Annotated in this window: 15 protein-coding genes; 11 read left to right on the forward strand and 4 right to left on the reverse strand. The window is 65.8% G+C overall.

Features of this window, described 5'->3' with window-relative positions; translation table 11 throughout:
* The first annotated feature begins 22 nt into the window (after window positions 1-22).
* The 5 genes from ACIPIJ_RS06320 to ACIPIJ_RS06340 all read left to right on the forward strand — a co-directional run bounded on the left by ACIPIJ_RS06320 (window position 23) and on the right by ACIPIJ_RS06340 (window position 7,089).
* Entirely contained in the window at window positions 23-505 is a 483-nt protein-coding gene (locus ACIPIJ_RS06320; protein ID WP_401073926.1) for a formate dehydrogenase subunit gamma, read from the forward strand.
* Window positions 499-2,058 carry a formate dehydrogenase beta subunit gene (locus ACIPIJ_RS06325; RefSeq protein WP_401073929.1) on the forward strand — a complete coding sequence of 520 codons (1,560 nt, stop codon included), beginning with the start codon at window positions 499-501 and terminating at the stop codon, window positions 2,056-2,058. The genes ACIPIJ_RS06320 and ACIPIJ_RS06325 overlap by 7 nt, the downstream gene beginning before the upstream one ends.
* Window positions 2,055-4,934: a formate dehydrogenase subunit alpha gene (gene fdhF / locus ACIPIJ_RS06330; protein ID WP_401073931.1), complete on the forward strand. Its 2,880-nt coding sequence runs from the start codon at window positions 2,055-2,057 to the stop codon at window positions 4,932-4,934. Before ACIPIJ_RS06325 ends, fdhF begins: the two co-directional genes overlap by 4 nt.
* A complete protein-coding gene (locus ACIPIJ_RS06335; RefSeq protein ID WP_401073933.1) occupies window positions 4,931-5,134 on the forward strand; it encodes a formate dehydrogenase subunit delta in 204 nt (67 codons plus the stop codon). Before fdhF ends, ACIPIJ_RS06335 begins: the two co-directional genes overlap by 4 nt.
* A gap of 137 nt (window positions 5,135-5,271) precedes the next feature.
* Entirely contained in the window at window positions 5,272-7,089 is a 1,818-nt protein-coding gene (locus tag ACIPIJ_RS06340) for an ABC transporter ATP-binding protein/permease (protein WP_401073936.1), read from the forward strand.
* A gap of 62 nt (window positions 7,090-7,151) precedes the next feature.
* Here the strand turns inward: ACIPIJ_RS06340 and ACIPIJ_RS06345 are convergent, their stop codons facing one another.
* Window positions 7,152-7,841: an SOS response-associated peptidase family protein gene (locus ACIPIJ_RS06345; RefSeq protein WP_401073939.1), complete on the reverse strand. Its 690-nt coding sequence runs from the start codon at window positions 7,839-7,841 to the stop codon at window positions 7,152-7,154.
* Window positions 7,842-7,942: 101 nt separating this feature from the next.
* Between ACIPIJ_RS06345 and ACIPIJ_RS06350 the strand changes: the two genes are divergently transcribed.
* Window positions 7,943-8,374, forward strand: a complete 432-nt coding sequence (locus ACIPIJ_RS06350) for a LexA family protein (RefSeq protein WP_401073942.1) — start codon at window positions 7,943-7,945, stop codon at window positions 8,372-8,374.
* On the opposite strand, the gene ACIPIJ_RS06355 is transcribed toward ACIPIJ_RS06350, so the two are convergent.
* Window positions 8,369-9,568: an MFS transporter gene (locus ACIPIJ_RS06355; protein WP_401073945.1), complete on the reverse strand. Its 1,200-nt coding sequence runs from the start codon at window positions 9,566-9,568 to the stop codon at window positions 8,369-8,371. The genes ACIPIJ_RS06350 and ACIPIJ_RS06355 overlap by 6 nt on opposite strands.
* A gap of 136 nt (window positions 9,569-9,704) precedes the next feature.
* Here ACIPIJ_RS06355 and ACIPIJ_RS06360 point away from each other — a divergent pair, with 136 nt between their 5' ends.
* A complete protein-coding gene (locus ACIPIJ_RS06360) occupies window positions 9,705-10,979 on the forward strand; it encodes a Y-family DNA polymerase (RefSeq protein WP_401073948.1) in 1,275 nt (424 codons plus the stop codon).
* A gap of 69 nt (window positions 10,980-11,048) precedes the next feature.
* Here the strand turns inward: ACIPIJ_RS06360 and ACIPIJ_RS06365 are convergent, their stop codons facing one another.
* A complete protein-coding gene (locus ACIPIJ_RS06365) occupies window positions 11,049-12,332 on the reverse strand; it encodes an arsenic transporter (protein WP_401073951.1) in 1,284 nt (427 codons plus the stop codon).
* A 242-nt stretch (window positions 12,333-12,574) separates the two neighbouring features.
* On the opposite strand from ACIPIJ_RS06365, the gene ACIPIJ_RS06370 reads away from it, so the two are divergent.
* Genes ACIPIJ_RS06370 through ACIPIJ_RS06385 form a run of 4 tightly spaced genes read left to right on the forward strand, consistent with a single transcriptional unit; the run spans window position 12,575 to window position 16,997 of the window.
* Window positions 12,575-14,815 carry a TonB-dependent siderophore receptor gene (locus tag ACIPIJ_RS06370; protein WP_401073954.1) on the forward strand — a complete coding sequence of 747 codons (2,241 nt, stop codon included), beginning with the start codon at window positions 12,575-12,577 and terminating at the stop codon, window positions 14,813-14,815.
* Window positions 14,816-14,863: 48 nt separating this feature from the next.
* A complete protein-coding gene (locus ACIPIJ_RS06375; protein ID WP_401073957.1) occupies window positions 14,864-15,151 on the forward strand; it encodes an iron transporter in 288 nt (95 codons plus the stop codon).
* Window positions 15,148-16,668 carry a PepSY-associated TM helix domain-containing protein gene (locus tag ACIPIJ_RS06380; RefSeq protein WP_401073959.1) on the forward strand — a complete coding sequence of 507 codons (1,521 nt, stop codon included), beginning with the start codon at window positions 15,148-15,150 and terminating at the stop codon, window positions 16,666-16,668. The genes ACIPIJ_RS06375 and ACIPIJ_RS06380 overlap by 4 nt, the downstream gene beginning before the upstream one ends.
* Window positions 16,665-16,997 carry a DUF3325 domain-containing protein gene (locus ACIPIJ_RS06385; RefSeq protein ID WP_401073962.1) on the forward strand — a complete coding sequence of 111 codons (333 nt, stop codon included), beginning with the start codon at window positions 16,665-16,667 and terminating at the stop codon, window positions 16,995-16,997. The genes ACIPIJ_RS06380 and ACIPIJ_RS06385 overlap by 4 nt, the downstream gene beginning before the upstream one ends.
* Before the next feature lie 40 nt (window positions 16,998-17,037).
* On the opposite strand, the gene ACIPIJ_RS06390 is transcribed toward ACIPIJ_RS06385, so the two are convergent.
* Window positions 17,038-17,625: a biliverdin-producing heme oxygenase gene (locus tag ACIPIJ_RS06390; protein ID WP_401073965.1), complete on the reverse strand. Its 588-nt coding sequence runs from the start codon at window positions 17,623-17,625 to the stop codon at window positions 17,038-17,040.
* Window positions 17,626-17,635 lie beyond the last annotated feature (10 nt).

Below are 17,635 nucleotides of genomic sequence, written 5' to 3' on the forward strand. Positions count from 1 at the left end.
CCGTGATGCCGAGGTCCGCTGTATGCCTGATGAATTCCTCCACCTGCCCGTTATCCAGCGCATCCTGAGCCAGCACCAGGGCACCCAGGGCGCGCTGTTGCCGATCCTTCATGCCCTCCAGGAAGCCATCGGTTTCATCCCCGATGCCGCCGTCGCCGACATCGCCCGTGCGCTCAACCTCAGCCTGGCCGAGGTGCGCGGTGTGATCAGCTTCTACCACGACTTCCGTACCTCGCCGCCCGCCCGGCACACCCTGCGCCTGTGCCGCGCCGAGTCATGCCAGAGCCGTGGCAGCGAAGCCCTGGCCGCGCAGCTGCGTGAACAGCTGGCGCTGGACGACCACGGCACCAGCGCCGACGGCGCCATCAGCCTGCGCCCGGTGTACTGCCTGGGCGCCTGCGCCTGTTCGCCGGCGCTGGAGCTGGATGGCCAGGTGCATGCGCGCCTCACCCCCGAGCGGCTACGGTCGCTGGTGAACGGTTGCCTGGAGGACACAGCATGCTGAAGTTGTTCATCCCCTGCGATTCGGTGGCCCGCGCCGTGGGTGCCGACCAGGTTGCCGAGGCCCTGCAGCGCGAGGCCGACCGCCGCCAGTTGCCGCTGGATATCCAGCGCACCAGCGCGCGTGGCCTGTACTGGCTTGAACCACTGGTGGAGTGTGAAACGACGGAAGGCCGCCAGGGCTACGGCCCGGTCACCGCTGAAGATGCGCCTTCATTGCTGGACGCGTTGACCGGGCAGCCCGGCGGCCACTCGCTGGCGCTGGGGCCTGTGGAGGCAATCCCTTATCTGAATACCCAGCAGCGCCTGCTGTTCGCCCGCGCGGGGGTCACGCGACCGCTTTCGCTGGAGGATTATCGTGCTCACGGCGGCTTCAAAGGCCTCGAAAGTGCTGTCGCGCTGGGCGGTGCGGAAGTGGTTGCCGCTGTGCTCGATTCCGGCCTGCGCGGGCGCGGCGGCGCGGCGTTCCCGGCGGGCATCAAGTGGCGCACCGTGCGCGACGCTGGGGCCGGGCAGAAGTACGTGGTGTGCAACGCCGACGAAGGCGACTCGGGGACGTTTGCCGACCGCATGCTGATGGAAGGCGACCCGTTCCTGCTGATAGAAGGCATGATCATCGCCGGCCTCGCCGTGGGCGCCGACAAGGGCTACATCTACGTGCGCTCGGAATACCCCGACGCGATCCGTGTGCTCGATCAAGCCTTCGCCATCGTCCGCGATGCCGGCTATCTCGGTACCGACGTGGCGGGCAGCGGCCTCGCCTTCGACCTGGAGGTCCGTGTCGGCGCTGGCGCCTATATCTGCGGTGAGGAAACCGCGCTGCTCGAGTCCATCGAAGGCAAACGCGGCATCGTCCGCGCCAAGCCGCCGCTGCCTGCGTTGCAGGGGCTGTTCGGCCTGCCGACGCTGGTGCACAACGTGCTCACCCTGGCCTCGGTGCCCACCATCCTGGCCAAGGGCGCCGCGTTCTACCGCGATTTCGGCATGGGCCGCTCACTGGGCACCATGCCCTTCCAGCTGGCCGGCAACATCCGCCACGGTGGCCTGGTGGAGCGCGCCTTCGGCCTGACCTTGCGCGAGCTGGTTGAAACCTACGGCGGCGGCACCGCCAGCGGCCGGCCGCTAAAAGCCGCGCAGGTCGGTGGCCCGCTTGGCGCCTGGGTACCGCCCAGCCATTTCGACACTCCGCTGGACTACGAGGCCTTCGCCGCCATGGGCGCGATGCTGGGCCACGGCGGCGTGGTGGTGGCCGATGACACCCTGAACATGGCCAACATGGCGCGCTTTGCGTTGCAGTTCTGCGCTGAAGAATCCTGCGGCAAGTGCACCCCTTGCCGCATCGGCTCCACCCGCGGCATGGAGGTAGTCGACCGCCTGATCGCCACCCGTGATTTCAGCGAACGCCACGACCAGGCCCTGCTACTGCGCGACCTGTGCGACACCCTGCAGTACGGTTCGCTGTGCGCCATGGGCGGCATGACCGCCTACCCGGTGGCCAGCGCCCTCAAGTACTTCCCCGCCGATTTCGGGCTGACCACCACGGAGGCTGCGCAGTGATCAATTATTTCGACCCCGAGACGGATCTTGGCACCCCGGAACGCCACAGCGATGTGCAGGTCAACCTCGACATCGACGGCCGCAGCATCAGCGTGCCGGCTGGCACCTCGGTGATGCGCGCCGCCGCCATGCTTGGCACCAACATCCCCAAACTCTGCGCCAGCGACAGCCTGGAAGCGTTCGGCTCGTGCCGCATGTGCATGGTCGAGATCGACGGCATGCGCGGCTACCCGGCCTCGTGCACCACGCCGGTCAGCGAAGGCATGGTGGTGCGCACGCAAACGCCACGCTTGGCCGACCTGCGCCGCAACGTGATGGAGTTGTACATCTCCGACCACCCGCTCGACTGCCTGACCTGCTCGGCCAACGGCAACTGCGAGCTGCAGACCGTCGCCGGCCAGGTCGGCCTGCGCGAGGTGCGCTACGGCTATGATGGCGCCAACCACCTGGCCGAGAAGAAGGACGTGTCCAACCCGTACTTCGACTACGAACCCAGCAAGTGCATCGTCTGCAGCCGCTGCGTGCGCGCCTGCGAAGACATCCAGGGCACTTTCGCCCTGACCATCACCGGGCGCGGTTTCGAGTCGCGGGTAGCCGCTGCCGGGGGGGACGATTTCCTCAGCTCGGAATGCGTGTCGTGCGGTGCCTGCGTACAGGCCTGCCCAACCGCGACCTTGACCGAAAAAAGCCTGGTGCAGATTGGCCAGCCCGAGCGCGCGGTGATCACCACCTGCGCCTACTGCGGCGTCGGTTGTTCGTTCCGCGCCGAGATGAAGGGCGACCAGCTGGTACGCATGGTCCCGGACAAGAACGGCGGCGCCAACCACGGCCACGCCTGCGTCAAGGGCCGCTTCGCCTGGGGCTATGCCACCCACCCGGACCGCATCACCAAACCGATGATCCGCAAACGCCTCGAAGACCCGTGGCAGGAGGTCAGCTGGGACGAGGCCGTTACCTACGCGGCCAGCGAGTTCCGCCGCATCCAGCTCACGCATGGGCGTGACTCGATTGGTGGCATCACCTCCAGCCGCTGCACCAACGAAGAAGCCTACCTGGTGCAAAAACTGGTGCGCACGGCCTTCGGCAACAACAACGTGGATACCTGCGCGCGGGTGTGCCATTCGCCCACTGGCTACGGCCTCAAGCAGACCCTCGGCGAGTCGGCCGGCACCCAGAGTTTCGATTCGGTGATGCAGGCAGACGTGGTCCTGGTGATCGGCGCCAACCCCACCGACGCCCACCCTGTGTTCGGTTCGCAGCTCAAGCGCCGTCTGCGCCAGGGCGCGCGGTTGATCGTCATCGACCCCCGGCGCATCGACCTGGTCGATTCGCCGCACGCCCGTGCCGACCTGCACCTGCAGCTGCGTCCCGGCACCAACGTGGCCATGCTCAACGCATTGGCCCATGTGATCGTCAGCGAGGGCCTGCTGGCCCAGCGCTTCATCGACGCCCGCTGTGAAACCGAGGACTTCGCCCGCTGGCACGATTTCGTCAGCCTGCCGGAAAACGCCCCAGAACAACTCGGGCCCTTGTGCGGCGTGCCCGCCGAGCAGATCCGCGCCGCTGCCCGGCTGTATGCCACCGGCGGCAACGCAGCGATCTATTACGGCCTGGGGGTGACCGAGCACAGCCAGGGCAGCACGGCGGTGATGGGCATCGCCAACCTGGCCATGGCCACCGGCAATATCGGCCGTGAAGGGGTCGGGGTGAATCCGCTGCGCGGGCAGAACAACGTGCAGGGATCGTGCGACATGGGCTCGTTCCCGCACGAACTGCCGGGCTACCGGCATATTTCCAACGAAGGCGTGCGGGCCGAGTTCGAGCAGGCGTGGGGGGTAACCCTGCAGCCTGATCCTGGCCTGCGCATCCCCAATATGTTCGAAGCCGCGCTGGACGGCAGCTTCAAGGCGCTGTACTGCCAGGGCGAAGACATCGCCCAGAGCGACCCCAACACCCAGCATGTCACCGCCGCGTTGCGGGCCATGGAATGCGTGGTGGTGCAGGACATCTTCCTCAACGAGACGGCCAAGTTCGCCCATGTGTTCCTGCCGGGCAGCTCGTTCCTTGAGAAGGACGGCACCTTCACCAACGCCGAACGCCGTATCTCGCGGGTACGCAAGGTCATGCAGCCGCTGGCCGGCAAGGCCGATTGGGAAGCGACCGTGGCCCTGGCCAACGCCCTGGGCTACCCGATGAGCTACCGCCACCCCTCCGAAATCATGGACGAAATCGCCCGCCTGACGCCGAGCTTCCACCGCGTCAGCTACGCCGAGATCGACCGCCACGGCAGCCTGCAGTGGCCGTGCAACGACGCCGCGCCCGATGGCACGCCGACCCTGCACATCGACCAGTTCGTGCGCGGCAAGGGCCGCTTCATGCTCACCGGTTACGTGCCCACCGACGAGAAGGTCAGCAGCCGCTACCCGCTGCTGCTGACCACCGGGCGCATCCTCAGCCAGTACAACGTTGGCGCCCAGACCCGACGCACCCGCAACACCGCCTGGCATGACGCCGACCGCCTCGAACTGCACCCGAGCGACGCCGAAAGCCGTGGCATCCGTGATGGCGACTGGGTCGGCATCGGCAGCCGCGCCGGGCAGACGGTGCTGCGCGCCAAGGTCAGTGGCCGCGTGGCACCTGGGGTGGTCTACACCACCTTCCACTTCCCCGAGTCCGGCGCCAACGTGATCACCACCGACAACTCCGACTGGGCCACCAACTGCCCTGAGTACAAGGTTACGGCGGTGGAAGTGGTGAAGGTCTTCCACCCGTCGGAGTGGCAGAAGCGCTACCAGGACTTCAGTGACGAACAGCGCCGCCTGCTCAAGGAGCGCCGCGCGGCCGAAAAACCGGAGAAAGCCGAGGTGCGCCGATGAGCAGCGACAACCTGATCAAGATGGCCAACCAGATTGCCCACTACTTCGACAGCGAGCCGGACCATGCCCTGGCGGTGAACGGGGTGCGCCAGCATTTGCACAGCTTCTGGACCCCGGCCATGCGGCGGCAGCTGGGGGAGTGGGCCGAGGCCCATGCAGGGGAAGGGTTGGACCCCAAGGTGGTGGAGGCCTTGGCTTAGCGCACGTCTGCACCGGCCTCTTCGCGGGCTCGCCCCGCGAAAGGCCAGCACTGACAAGATGAAATGTCCGTCATGAATGCCAGGCGAATCCCGCCGCAATGCTACGCTCGCGGAAACACTCGTCACGGATACCCACCATGGACATGAACTGGCACCAGGCCCTGCAAGAGAGCCTGAGCTGGCTTGCAATCGCCTCGTTCATTACGCTGATCGGCTTCACCGCCGCCGCCACACTGGCCGTGCGTTACACGCGTTGGGGCAGCCAGTTCTGGCAGCTCGCCGGCCCTTATTTCACCTTCAAACGCAGTTGGCGCCCGTTGCTGGTGTTCGCCGTGCTGCTGGTGCTGACGCTGTTCTCGGTACGCATGAACGTGCTGTTCTCGTTCTGGTACAACGGCTTCTACAGCGCCCTGCAAGCGCTCGACCAGGCCGCCTTCTGGTACCTGCTCGGGGTGTTTGCGGTGCTGGCGACCATTCACGTACTGCGCTCACTGTTTACCTTCTATGTGACCCAGGCCTTCAGCATCCAGTGGCGGGTCTGGCTGACCGAACGCATGACCGGCGACTGGATGCATGGCGATGCCTACTACCGTGGGCAATTCCTCGCCGAGCCGGTGGACAACCCGGACCAACGTATCGAACTGGACGTCAACGCATTCGTCACCAACTCGGTGTCGCTGGCGCTAGGGGCGGTCAGCGCGCTGGTGTCGCTGGTGGCCTTCACCAGTATTCTCTGGGGCCTGTCGGCGCCACTGGCGGTGGCGGGCGTGGAGATCCCCCGGGCAATGGTGTTTGCCGTGTACGTGTATGTGCTGATCGCCACCTGGATCGCCTTCCGCCTCGGGCGCCCGTTGATCCGCCTGAACTTCCTCAACGAAAAACTCACCGCCAACTTCCGTTATGCGTTGATGCGCCTGCGTGAAAATGCCGAAAACATTGCGTTCTACCAAGGCGCGCAGGTGGAGCGGGGCACGTTGCTGGGCCGCTTCGGCGCGCTGATCGTCAACGTCTGGGCGCTGGTGTTCCGGAACCTCAAGTTCAGCGGCTTCAACCTGGGCGTCAGCCAGGTGGCCGTGGTGTTCCCGTTCATCCTCCAGGCGCCGCGGTTCTTCAGTGGCGCGATCAAGCTCGGTGATGTCATGCAGACCTCCCAAGCCTTTGGCCAGGTACAGGATTCGCTGTCGTTCTTCCGTGAGTCCTACGACACCTTTGCCCAGTACCGCGCCACCCTCGACCGTCTGACCGGCTTTCTCGATGCCAACCAGCAGGCCAGCACGCTGCCACGGGTCAGCACCCACCAGCAGGCGCAAGGGCTGGACATCGCTGGCCTGCAGGTGATGCGGCCCGATGGCCATGCGCTGATCGCCGGCCTCGCCCTGCGCCTGCACGCGGGCCAGGCGCTGCTGATCAAAGGCCCTTCAGGCAGCGGCAAGACCACCTTGCTGCGGGCCCTGGCGGGCTTGTGGCCGTATGCAGAGGGCGAGGTCAGGCGGCCGACCGGCACCCAGGCGCTGTTCCTCTCGCAGCGCCCGTACCTGCCCCTGGGCGACCTGCGTACCGCTATCGCCTACCCGGCAGACAGCACGCCCGAGGACGAGGCGCGCATGCAGCAGGCGCTGCGCCAGGTCAACCTGGCCCACCTGGCCGAGCGCCTGGCGGTCAGCTGTGACTGGTCGCATATCCTGTCGGTGGGCGAGCAGCAGCGGCTGGCCTTTGCCCGGGTGCTGTTCAACCGGCCACAGGTGGTGTTCCTCGACGAGTCCACCTCGGCGATGGACGAAGGACTGGAGCATGCGCTGTATGCGCTGTTGCGCAACGAAATGCCGCAGACATTGCTGGTGAGTGTCGGCCACCGCAGCACCTTGGCCGCGTTCCATACCCATCGGCTGGAAGTGGACGGGCAGGGTGGCTGGTCGTTGCTGGAGCAAAAGCCGGAGGTTGAGCTGCAGGCCTAGGGTGCCTGCACCGGCCTCTTCGCCGGCTTGCCCGCGAAGAGGCCAGTGCAGCCGAGACACCTTCAGGGTTGCATCACGATCAACTCCGCCCCCTCATTGCGCACATTCCCCACGTCCTTGCCCACCGCAAACCATTCAAACGCCTCCACCGGCAAGCACCGCTCCCGTGCCAGCCGCTCGGCTTCTTCGGCAGGCACCTCGGTGTCGATCCACACCCGCGCATCCGCCGGCCCCAGCACCAGCGGCCGACGGTCATGGATATCGACCATCCCTGCGTCACTTGCGGCGGTGATGATCACGAACCCGTCCCCCTCGTTCGGCTCCAGCCCGGCATGCACCTCGGCCAGTGCGGCCATGAACATCGGTGCCCGGCTTTTCAGGCGGATGAAGTAGGGCTGCTTGCGTTTGGGGTCCTGCGGGTCGCTCACCCACTCGTACCAACCATCGGCCATTACCAGCGCACGCCCTTGCGGCCACAGGGCCTTGAAGAACTTGCCGGTGGTCACCGTCTCGACCCGCGCATTGATCGGCGCCGGCCGTTTGCCGGTGGCCCAAAACGGCGCCCAGCCCCAGTGGCAGGGGGCGATGCGCAGCCCGTCGGCAGCGTTGTGCAGGATCAATACACGGCTGCCGGGCGCCACGTTGTAACGGCCGATGGGCAGGTTGTCGTAGCCACTGATCACATCCTGCTCGGCGTCCAGTTCACGCAGGTAATCGGCCAGGCCCTGGTACTGGGCGAAGCGTCCGCACATGGCATGTACCCCCACTTGTCGAAATGTCCTACGGCGAAATTGACCGGCTACCCGGCACAGCGTTTACTGTATATAAATACAGTTTATTTCAAGGCCGTGACATGACTTCCATCCTGGGTCCGATCACCTGCGGCAGCACTGCGCTGCCACGCTATCTGTTTCGCGTGCCGGCGGGCTTCCCGTCGCCGGCGGCAGACCATATGGAGCAACCCATCTCGCTGGACGAGCTGTTCAACCTGCGTGCGCCGCACATGTATCTGGTCAGGATAGACGGCGACAGCATGCAGGGCGCCGGCATCTTCGACGGTGACCTGGTGCTGGTCGACCGCTCGATCGAGGCGCGCCATGGCCATATCGTGATCGCCGCGGTCAACGGCGAGCCGCTCTGCAAGCGGTTGCAGCGCATCGGCAGCCAGGTGGTGCTGCGTTCGGAAAACCCGCGCTTTGCGCCACGCTACATCATGGAGGGTGACGAGCTGACGATCTGGGGTGTGGTGACCTTCAGTGTGCGCAGCCACGACCCGCACTCATGATGCTGCAACCCCCGCCAACGTCGCGACCGCAAAGCCGGCACCCACCAGGAAGGTGGCCTCAAACCCGACCCCATCCCACAACAGCCCGGCCATCACACTGGCAACCAGCAGCGCCATCCCGGTCAGCAGGTTGAACAGGCCGAAGGCGGTGCCGCGCAGGTTGGCCGGTGCACTGTCGGCGATCAGCGCAGCAAAGATGCCCTGGGTGAAGCCCAGGTGCAGCCCCCAGGCCGCCACCCCCAGCGCCAGGCCGGGCCAGCCCGGCATCAGTGCCAGCAGCAGGTCGGCGGTGATCAGCAGCCCAAGCCCCATCATCAGCACGCCGCGCCGGCCCACGCGGTCCGACAGCGCACCGGCGGGGTAGGCCGACAGCGAATAGGCCAGCGCCATCAGCACCAGCACTGCTGGTGCCCACAACGGTGCCAGGCCCATGTCCTGGGCACGTAGCAGCAAAAAGGCCTCGCTGAAGCGGGCCAGGGTAAAAACCATGGCCAGGCCGATCAGCCGCCAGTACGCCTGGCCCAGGCGGGCCAGTTCGTGCAACGCCAGCGGTGCGCGCACGGGGCGCGCTGCAGGTGGGGCCTCAGGTTCGCGAACGAAGGCCACGAGGATGTACACGGCGACAAACGCCGGGATCACCGCCACCCAGAACACCGTCTGGAAATGGCTCGCCGTCAGCCACATCAGCACAATCGCCAGCAATGGCCCGAGGAAGGCGCCGACGGTGTCCAGCGCCTGGCGCAGGCCAAATGCCGCGCCGCGCAACTCGGGCGGGGTCACGTCGGCCACCAGTGCATCCCGCGGCGCCCCGCGGATGCCCTTGCCGATACGGTCGACGAAACGCGCGCCAATAAGCCAGTCCAGCCCCGAGGCCAGGGGGAACACCGGCTTGGTCAGCGCGCCCAGGCCATAGCCCAGCACCGTCAGTAGCTTGCGCTTGCCCAGGCGGTCGCTGAGTGCGCCGGAAAATACCTTGGTGATCGACGCGGTGGCCTCGGCGATGCCTTCGATGACACCCACCGCCACCACCGAAGTGCCGAGCACGGTGACCATGTACAGCGGCAGCAGGGCGTGGATCATCTCCGATGAAATGTCCATGAACATCGACACGAAACCCAGCGCCCAGACACTGCGCGGGATCTTCGGCAAGGCCTTGGCGGTGGCCAGGTGCTGGGTTTTCTCGACGCTGCGCATCGTGGGCCTCGGCAGTGCGGTCACGTTCGAAACTGTAGGAGCCTGGGCGCAGGATGCAAATCGGATGAGCGGATGGGGGCAACTGCGAATCGGCATGGTTAACTGTATATAAATACAGTATTCGTGATGCCGCCCGATGAACCCGCTACCTGTTTTTGCCCTGATCGACTGCAACAGTTTTTACGCCAGCTGCGAGCGCGTGTTCCGGCCCGACCTGCTGCGCACGCCCATCGTCGTGCTCAGCAACAACGACGGCTGCATCATCGCCCGCAGTGCCGAGGCCAAGCCGCTGGTGAAGATGGGCCAGCCCTACTACCAGGTGAAGGACCTGCTGCGCGAGCATGGCGTGCTGGCCTTTTCGTCCAACTACGCGCTGTACGGCGACATGAGCCAGCGGGTGATGACGGTGATCGAAGGCATGGTCCCGGCCGTGGAGGTGTACTCCATCGACGAAGCCTTTGCCGACCTGTCCGGCATGCCGGGCGATCTCGATTACCTTGGCCGTTGCATCCGCGAGCGGGTGCTCAAGCACACCGGCATTCCCGTCGGTGTCGGCATCGCTGGCACCAAGACCCTGGCCAAACTGGCCAACCACGCGGCCAAACGCTGGGCCGTGCAAAGCGGTTGGGTGGTCGACCTGCGCAACGCGTCGCATCGTGAGTGGGTGCTGAAGAAGTGCGATGTGTCCGAGGTGTGGGGCATCGGCAAACGCCTCACTGCACACCTGCAGGGTATGAATATCCGCACGGCTTGGGACCTGTCCCGCGCCGACCCTGGCCTGCTGCGCAAGACGTTCAGCGTGGTGGTGGAAAAGACCGCCCGCGAGCTGGCTGGCACCCCCTGCCTGCAATTGCAGGACATCGACCCGCCGCGCCAGGAAATCTGCTGCAGCCGCATGTTCGGCATGCGCCTGACCGAGCTGGCACCGATCAAGGAAGCGCTGGCCACCTACGTGATGCGCGCCACCGAGAAGCTGCGCCAGCAACGCTCGCTGGCGCGACGGATGCGGGTGAGCATCCGCACCGGCATGTTCAACCCCGACGAGCCCCGTTACGCCAATGGCGTGGTGGTGCAACTGCCATACCCCACCGATGACGTGCGGCTGCTCACCCGCATGGCGCTGGAGGCGGTGGAGCGGGTGTATCGCCTGGGGTTTCGCTACAGCAAGGCTGAGGTGCTGCTGCTCGACCTGTGCCAGCGCGGCGAGTTCACCGGCGACCTGTTCACGCCCGCGCAAACGCAGCAGGCGGAGCGGGTGATGGGCGTGATCGACGGGGTGAACGCGCGGTGGGGTAGGGGCACGTTGCGCAGCGCAGCGGTGCCGGCGGCGGGGGATTGGGCGATGCGGCGGGCGTTGATGAGTGCGGGGTATACGACGCAGATGGCTGGGCTGTGGCGGGTGAATCTGTGAGACTGGCCGCAGCTGCTTTGACGCCCATCACCGGCACAGAAAGGGCGCCCACAGGGGCCACCGGCGATGTCAGAAACTCAACCGCACCGCCAACGCCGCCAAGGTCACCAGCAACACCGGCACCGTCAACAGCACCCCGACCTTGAAGTAATACCCCCAGCCGATGGTCACCCCTTTGCGCGCCAGCACATGCAGCCACAACAACGTGGCCAGGCTGCCGATCGGGGTGATCTTCGGCCCCAGGTCGCAGCCAATGACGTTGGCATAGATCATCGCCTCGCGCACCACGCCCTGCGCTTCGCTGGCATGGATCGACAACGCGCCGATCAACACGCTGGGCAGGTTGTTCATCACCGACGACAGCAGCGCGGCAATGAGCCCGGTACCCAGCGAGGCGGCCCACAGCCCGTGCCCGGCCAGCCAGTTGAGCACGGTGACGAGCGAGTCGGTAAGGCCGGCGTTGCGCAAGCCGTAGACCACCAGGTACATCCCCAGCGAGAACACCACGATCTGCCACGGCGCCTCGCGCACCACACGGCGGGTGGAGATCACGTGGCCACGGGCGGCGACGGCGAACAGCGCCGCCGCGCAGGCGGCGGCCACGGCACTGACCGGGATGCCCATGGGCTCGAGCACGAACAGGCTGGCCAGCAACGCCAGCAGCACCACCCAGCCGACACGAAAGGTCGCCCGGTCACGCACCGCCATGGCCGGCAGCTTGAGCTCATCGGTGGCGTAGCGCCGGGGGATGTCGCGGCGAAAATACAGCCACAGCACCAGCAGCGTGGCTGCCACTGCTACCAGGTTCACCGGCACCATGACCGCAGCGTAGGCGTTGAACCCTAGCTTGAAGTAATCCGCCGAGACGATATTCACCAGGTTCGACACCACCAGCGGCAAGCTGGCGGTGTCGGCGATGAAGCCCGCGCCCATGACGAAGGCCAGGGTCGCCGCCGGGGAGAAGCGCAACGCCAGCAGCATCGACATGACGATCGGGGTGAGGATCAGCGCCGCGCCGTCATTGGCGAACAGCGCCGACACCGCCGCGCCCAGCAGCACCATGAAGGCGAACAGGCGGCGCCCGTCACCCCGTGCCCAGCGGGCCACGTGCAACGCCGCCCACTCGTAGAAGCCTGCTTCATCCAGCAGCAGGCTGATGATGATCAGCGCGATGAAGGTGGCGGTGGCGTTCCAGATGATTGCCCACACCGCGGGGATATCGTGCAGCGACACCACCCCGAACAGCAGGGCCAGCACGGCGCCGAGGGTGGCGCTCCAGCCAACGCCGAGGCCTTTGGGTTGCCAGATGACCAAGGTCAGGGTGAACAGGAATATCAACGCGGCTGGGAGCATGAAGACGCTGTCTCGAAGCAGGAAAGAGGGCAGGTGCGACTGTACACGGGTCGCCCGCGTGCCGGAAAAGTTCCGTTACAAACATGTAAGTTTCGTAAATAAGATATAAACCCATTTGAGAATCACTATATTTACCACCCCTGTTGGCCCCCAAAGCAGTGTTTGCGAGGCCGGTGGGCGTGGGCCCCCGGCTTCCTGGCAGGGATGTGCCCTTTCGCTTACCGATAGCAGGAGATGTGTCGATGCAGTGCAGAACCTCACCCAACAGCCTGGCCCTGGCGTTCGTCGCGCTGGCGTCGCCGGCCATGATGGCGACCGCAGCCGAAGCAGAGGAGCAGCGCGCCGGTGAGGTGCTGGAAGTGCCGGCCGCCGATAACGCCCTGGTGATCCAGGACACGTTGGTGACTGCAGAGCGCGAGGCCCGCCAGGCGCTGGGCTCATCGATCATCACCGAAGCGGACATCAAGCGCCGCCCGCCGGCCAACGACTTGTCCGACATCATCCGCCGCGAGCCAGGGGTCAACCTGACCGGCAACAGCGCCAGCGGCGCGCGTGGCAACAACCGGCAGATCGACCTGCGCGGCATGGGGCCGGAAAACACCCTGATCCTCATTGACGGCAAGCCGTCCAGCGCACGTAATGCCGTGCGCTACGGCTGGAACGGCGACCGCGATACCCGTGGCGAGACCAACTGGGTGCCGGCCGAGGCGGTCGAGCGCATCGAGATCCTGCGCGGCCCGGCTGCGGCGCGCTATGGTTCGGGCGCCATGGGCGGGGTGGTCAATATCATCACCAAGCGCCCCACCGAGCAGTTCAAGGGCAACCTCAACCTTTACACGCAAATGCCCGAAGACAGCGCCGAGGGTGTCAGCCGCCGCGCCAACTTCAACCTCAGCGGCGGGCTCACCGACAACCTCGGTGTGCGCCTTTACGGCGGCCTGGCCAAGACCGATGCCGACGACCTCGACATCAACGCCGACCACGCCAACAGCGCGCTGGTCGCCGGCCGTGAGGGCGTGCGCAACAAGGACATCAACGGCCTGCTGAGCTGGAAGCTCAACGACGAGCACCGCCTCGAAGCCAGCGCCGGCTACAGCCGCCAAGGCAACATCTACGCCGGCGACACCATGAACAGCAACGGCGGCGGCAACCTTGAGCTGATCAACAGCCTGTATGGCCACGAAACCAACGTCATGCAGCGCAATACCTACGACCTGACCCACCTGGGCGACTTCGGCTGGGGTACCAGCAAGACCAGCCTGGCCTATGAGTACGTGCGCAACTGGCGCCTCAACGAAGGCCTGGCCGGTGGCCCGGAAGGTGCGATCAACGACAGCGGTGCGGCCGTGTCGCGGCTGCGCAACACGCGCCTGAGCAGCGAAGTGAACCTGCCGTTCGCCATGGGCAGCAGCGAACACGTGCTGACCCTGGGGGGTGAATACCTGTACGAGTCGCTCAACGACCAAGGCTCGTTCCGCCCGCAGAGCTTCGACCCCAGCGGCGGTGGCAGCGATGTGATCAGCGGCTTCGACCGCAGCAATTCGAAGATGACCGCCAAAAGCTATGCGCTGTTCGTCGAGGACAACATCATCCTGGGCGACACCACGGTCACCCCGGGCCTGCGCTTCGACCACCACGAAACCTTCGGCGACAACTTCAGCCCAAGCCTCAACCTGTCGCACAAGCTCACCGACGCGCTGACCGTCAAGGGCGGTATCGCCCGTGCCTACAAAGTGCCCAACCTGTACCAGTCCAACCCCAACTACCTGCTCTACAGCCGCGGCAACGGTTGCAGCGTGCAGCAGGCCAACTCGGGTGGCTGCTACCTGCAGGGCAACGCCGACCTCAAGCCGGAGATCAGCGTCAACAAGGAGATCGGCCTGCTGTACGACCGTGGCACCTGGCGCACCAGTGCGACCTACTTCCGCAACGATTACAAGAACAAGATCATCGGTGATACCGATGTGCTCTACACCATCAACAGCGGTCGCCGCGTGACCCAGTGGGAAAACGCCGGCGAGGCACGCGTGGAGGGTATCGAGGGCAACTTCTTCGTCGAGCTGACCCCCACGCTGGACTGGAACACCAACCTGACCTGGATGCTCGACAACGACAACCGCGAGACGGGCGAGCCGCTGTCGGTAATCCCGGAGTACACGGTCAACAGCACCCTGGACTGGCGCGCCACCGACAAGCTGTCGTTCCAGGTGGCGGGCACCTATTACGGTAAGCAGAAGTCGCCGACCTACAACTACCGCACCCAGGAAAACTATGACGTCGAGGCGCAGGAAGACGTTGAAGCCTACGGGCTGGTGGACGTGAGCGCCGGGTACACGTTCAACGCCAACTATGACGTGCGGGTGGGTGTGAACAACGTGTTCGACAAGCAGATCCTGCGCGGTGGCAATGCCAGCAGTTCGGGGGCCAACACCTATAACCAGCCGGGTAGGGCGGTATTTGCTTCGCTGAATATTTCCTTCTGAGGAATGGGCTGTACAGCAGCCCTCAGATTGATCACCGAGGAATTCCCGATGAACAAAGCCCCCGCCTGGTTGCAGATCCTCTCGCGCAGCGGCGCCGCACTGCTCGGCGGCTACGCGCTGACCTACGCCGCCAGCGCCTGCCTGGCGCGGCTGCTGCCGCTGGCACCCGCCGATGCCGTCATCGTCGCGACCCTGCCAGCCTTCATCTTCTATACCGCCGCGATCCTCTGGGCCTTCGCCAGCCGTGACGCGTTGCGCGCCTGGGCGCTACTGGCAGTAGCCGCGCCGTTGGCATTGATCGGCTTCTGGCCCCAGGCACTGGAGTGGTTGGCATGAAGAACACCTTCACCCAATCGATGGCCTGGCTGCACACCTGGGGTGGGCTGATCTTCGGCTGGCTGCTGTTCGCCATCTTCGTCACCGGTACCCTGGCGGTGTTCGACAAGGAGCTCAACCACTGGATGCAGCCGGAAATCCCGGCCAGCGAGGTGTCCCAGGCCGATGCCGCGCGGCGTGCCATCAGCTACCTGCAAACCCATGAAGCGCAGGCCGGCAACTGGGGGGTCAGCCTGCCCACCGAGCGTTCGCCCGGGCTGCGCGTGTCCACCGCTGAACGGCGTCATGGCGGCGGGGTGCAGCTCGACCCGCACAGTGGCGAGGCCATCGAGGTGCGTGACAGTGTGGGCGGCAATTTCTTCTTCCGTTTCCACTTCACCCTCGACCTGCCGCGCAACTGGGGCATCTTCGTGGTCGGTGCGCTGGCACTGGTGATGCTCGCGGCGCTGGTCACCGGCATCGTCATCCACAAGAAGATCTTCAAGGAGCTCTTCACCTTCCGGCCGAACAAGGGCCAGCGTTCCTGGCTGGACTTGCACAACGCCAGTGCGGTGCTGTTGCTGCCGTTTCACCTGATGATCACCTACACCGGCCTGGTGATCTTCATGCTCATCTACATCCCGGCGGGTGTCGACGCACTGTTTGCCGGCGACAGCCGCGCCTACTTCCAGGCCCAGGGCAACGCCCGTATGGAGCAGCCGCGTGGCCTGGCCAAGCAGCCGGGCGAACTGGTCGATGTGGTGCCGCTGCTGGCGCAGGCCGAGGCGGCGCTGGGGCCGATCGCCGGCTTCAATATTCGCAACCCCAACACCGCCGGGGCTCGCATCGAGATCCGCCCCGTGCTGGGCAACCGCATCGCGCTGTCCAAGGGGCAGGCGATGGTCTTTGACGGTGTCAGCGGCCAACTGCTCAGTGATGTGACCGAGTGGCGCGCGGCACCCTTGACCCAGCGGGTGATGGTCGGCCTGCATTTCGCCCAGTTCGGCGGTTACCCGATGCGCTGGCTGTACTTCGTCTGCGGGGTGGTCAGTTGCGTGATGATCGCCAGCGGCCTGGTGCTGTTCTGCGTCAAGCGCGGGCGCAAGTACGCCACTGCCAGCGCAGACGCGTCGGCGCGGCGTTGGTACCGGCTGACCGAGGTGTGCAACATCGGTTTCGTCGCCGGGTTGCTGCTGGCGTGCGTCGGCTTGCTGTGGGCCAGCCGTTTGCTGCCGGCCGAACTGGCGCAGCGTGAAGCCTGGGAGGTGCGCGCGTTCTTTGGCGTATGGCTGCTGGCGCTGCTGCATGCGGGGGTCAGGCCGGCGCGCCGGGCATGGGTCGAGCAGTTGGGGCTGACGGCGCTGCTGTGCATCGGCCTTGGGCTGTTCGGCGGGCTGAGCGATGGCCTGCGCCAGGGTGTGGTGGCATGCGCGCTGGTGCTGGGCGTACTGCTCGGGGTGCTGGCTTGGCGCGTGCAGCAGGCAGTGCCGGCGCCACTCAAAGGCAGGGCAGCGCGAAGCGTGGAGGCAGGAGCATGATGATGTTGCTCGCAGGTGGCGTGTTGTTCGCCTACGCCGGGATGCTCGGGCTGTGCCAGGGGCTGGAGCGGCATTACAAGCACGTTTGGAACAGGGCCTGCCCCGCGTCCTGGCGACGTGTCCTGCGCGGTGCGGGTTGGCTTGCCCTGGCGCTCAGCCTGCTGTTGTGCGCCCAGGCCTGGGGTTGGGCCATGGGCCCCGTGGCCTGGTTCGGGGTGATGTCGTTGGCGGGGCTGGTGCTGGTGCTGCTGTTGCCCTATTGGCCAAAAGTGGCAGTGGGGCTGGTGCTGATGTTGCCCGCGTGGGGGCTGCTGCAGGTGTTTGCCTGAGCTGGCCTCAACGCCGGCAGGCGGGCGCCCCCAGAGCGCGCTAGCCCAGCACCTTGCGTTGGCCGAGCCAGTGCTCGAAGCACTGGAAGGTTTCGATGGCAGCCTGCACCGTGGCGGCCTGCGCCGCAGGTGCGCACGATGCCTGGCCCAACCGGTCGAGGAAGATGCGCCAGTAGTTGCCGGTCAGTGCGCCGTACACGTCGAAAAAGCCTGTGCCGAGGGTAGGGCCCAGGCCGAGGCGTTCAGCCATTGCCCGTTTCAGCACCTGGCCGCCCAGGGTCGAGCCCTCCAGCACGTACATCACACCCAGCGCGCTGGCTTCGTTGCTGATGGCCGGCAGTGCCTGGCACAACGGCAGGGCATCGATGTCGGCCGCGCTCAGTTCGAGGGCTTGCAGGTCCAGAACCAGCGCCGACGTCTTGGCGCGCCTGGCCTCCTGGTACTCGCCCAGGCGCGTTTCGAGCGGCGCGTGGAACCCGTAGTAAGCCTGTATCAGCCGGCGGTATGCAGCGATGTCGAAGTCGGTTTTGAAGAACGGCAGGCGTGCTTCGAGGGATTTATGACAGTCACGGGTACCTTCGCGCAGGGCGAGCAACAGAGGGCTGGGGGCAGAGGGGCTGGCTGGCATCGGGTGGGCT

Origin of the sequence: Pseudomonas sp. NPDC087185 (genome assembly GCF_044744955.1) — a bacterium.
Taxonomy (GTDB): domain Bacteria; phylum Pseudomonadota; class Gammaproteobacteria; order Pseudomonadales; family Pseudomonadaceae; genus Aquipseudomonas.

What these genes read in the sequence shown, in the direction of transcription:
- ACIPIJ_RS06320 (WP_401073926.1), top strand. Translation starts at nt 23, where the DNA reads ATGCCTGATGAATTCCTCCACCTGCCCGTTATCCAGCGCATCCTGAGC.
- ACIPIJ_RS06325 (WP_401073929.1), top strand. Translation starts at nt 499, where the DNA reads ATGCTGAAGTTGTTCATCCCCTGCGATTCGGTGGCCCGCGCCGTGGGT.
- ACIPIJ_RS06335 (WP_401073933.1), top strand. Translation starts at nt 4,931, where the DNA reads ATGAGCAGCGACAACCTGATCAAGATGGCCAACCAGATTGCCCACTAC.
- ACIPIJ_RS06340 (WP_401073936.1), top strand. Translation starts at nt 5,272, where the DNA reads ATGGACATGAACTGGCACCAGGCCCTGCAAGAGAGCCTGAGCTGGCTT.
- ACIPIJ_RS06345 (WP_401073939.1), bottom strand. Translation starts at nt 7,841, where the DNA reads ATGTGCGGACGCTTCGCCCAGTACCAGGGCCTGGCCGATTACCTGCGT.
- ACIPIJ_RS06350 (WP_401073942.1), top strand. Translation starts at nt 7,943, where the DNA reads ATGACTTCCATCCTGGGTCCGATCACCTGCGGCAGCACTGCGCTGCCA.
- ACIPIJ_RS06355 (WP_401073945.1), bottom strand. Translation starts at nt 9,568, where the DNA reads ATGCGCAGCGTCGAGAAAACCCAGCACCTGGCCACCGCCAAGGCCTTG.
- ACIPIJ_RS06360 (WP_401073948.1), top strand. Translation starts at nt 9,705, where the DNA reads ATGAACCCGCTACCTGTTTTTGCCCTGATCGACTGCAACAGTTTTTAC.
- ACIPIJ_RS06365 (WP_401073951.1), bottom strand. Translation starts at nt 12,332, where the DNA reads ATGCTCCCAGCCGCGTTGATATTCCTGTTCACCCTGACCTTGGTCATC.
- ACIPIJ_RS06370 (WP_401073954.1), top strand. Translation starts at nt 12,575, where the DNA reads ATGCAGTGCAGAACCTCACCCAACAGCCTGGCCCTGGCGTTCGTCGCG.
- ACIPIJ_RS06375 (WP_401073957.1), top strand. Translation starts at nt 14,864, where the DNA reads ATGAACAAAGCCCCCGCCTGGTTGCAGATCCTCTCGCGCAGCGGCGCC.
- ACIPIJ_RS06380 (WP_401073959.1), top strand. Translation starts at nt 15,148, where the DNA reads ATGAAGAACACCTTCACCCAATCGATGGCCTGGCTGCACACCTGGGGT.
- ACIPIJ_RS06385 (WP_401073962.1), top strand. Translation starts at nt 16,665, where the DNA reads ATGATGATGTTGCTCGCAGGTGGCGTGTTGTTCGCCTACGCCGGGATG.
- ACIPIJ_RS06390 (WP_401073965.1), bottom strand. Translation starts at nt 17,625, where the DNA reads ATGCCAGCCAGCCCCTCTGCCCCCAGCCCTCTGTTGCTCGCCCTGCGC.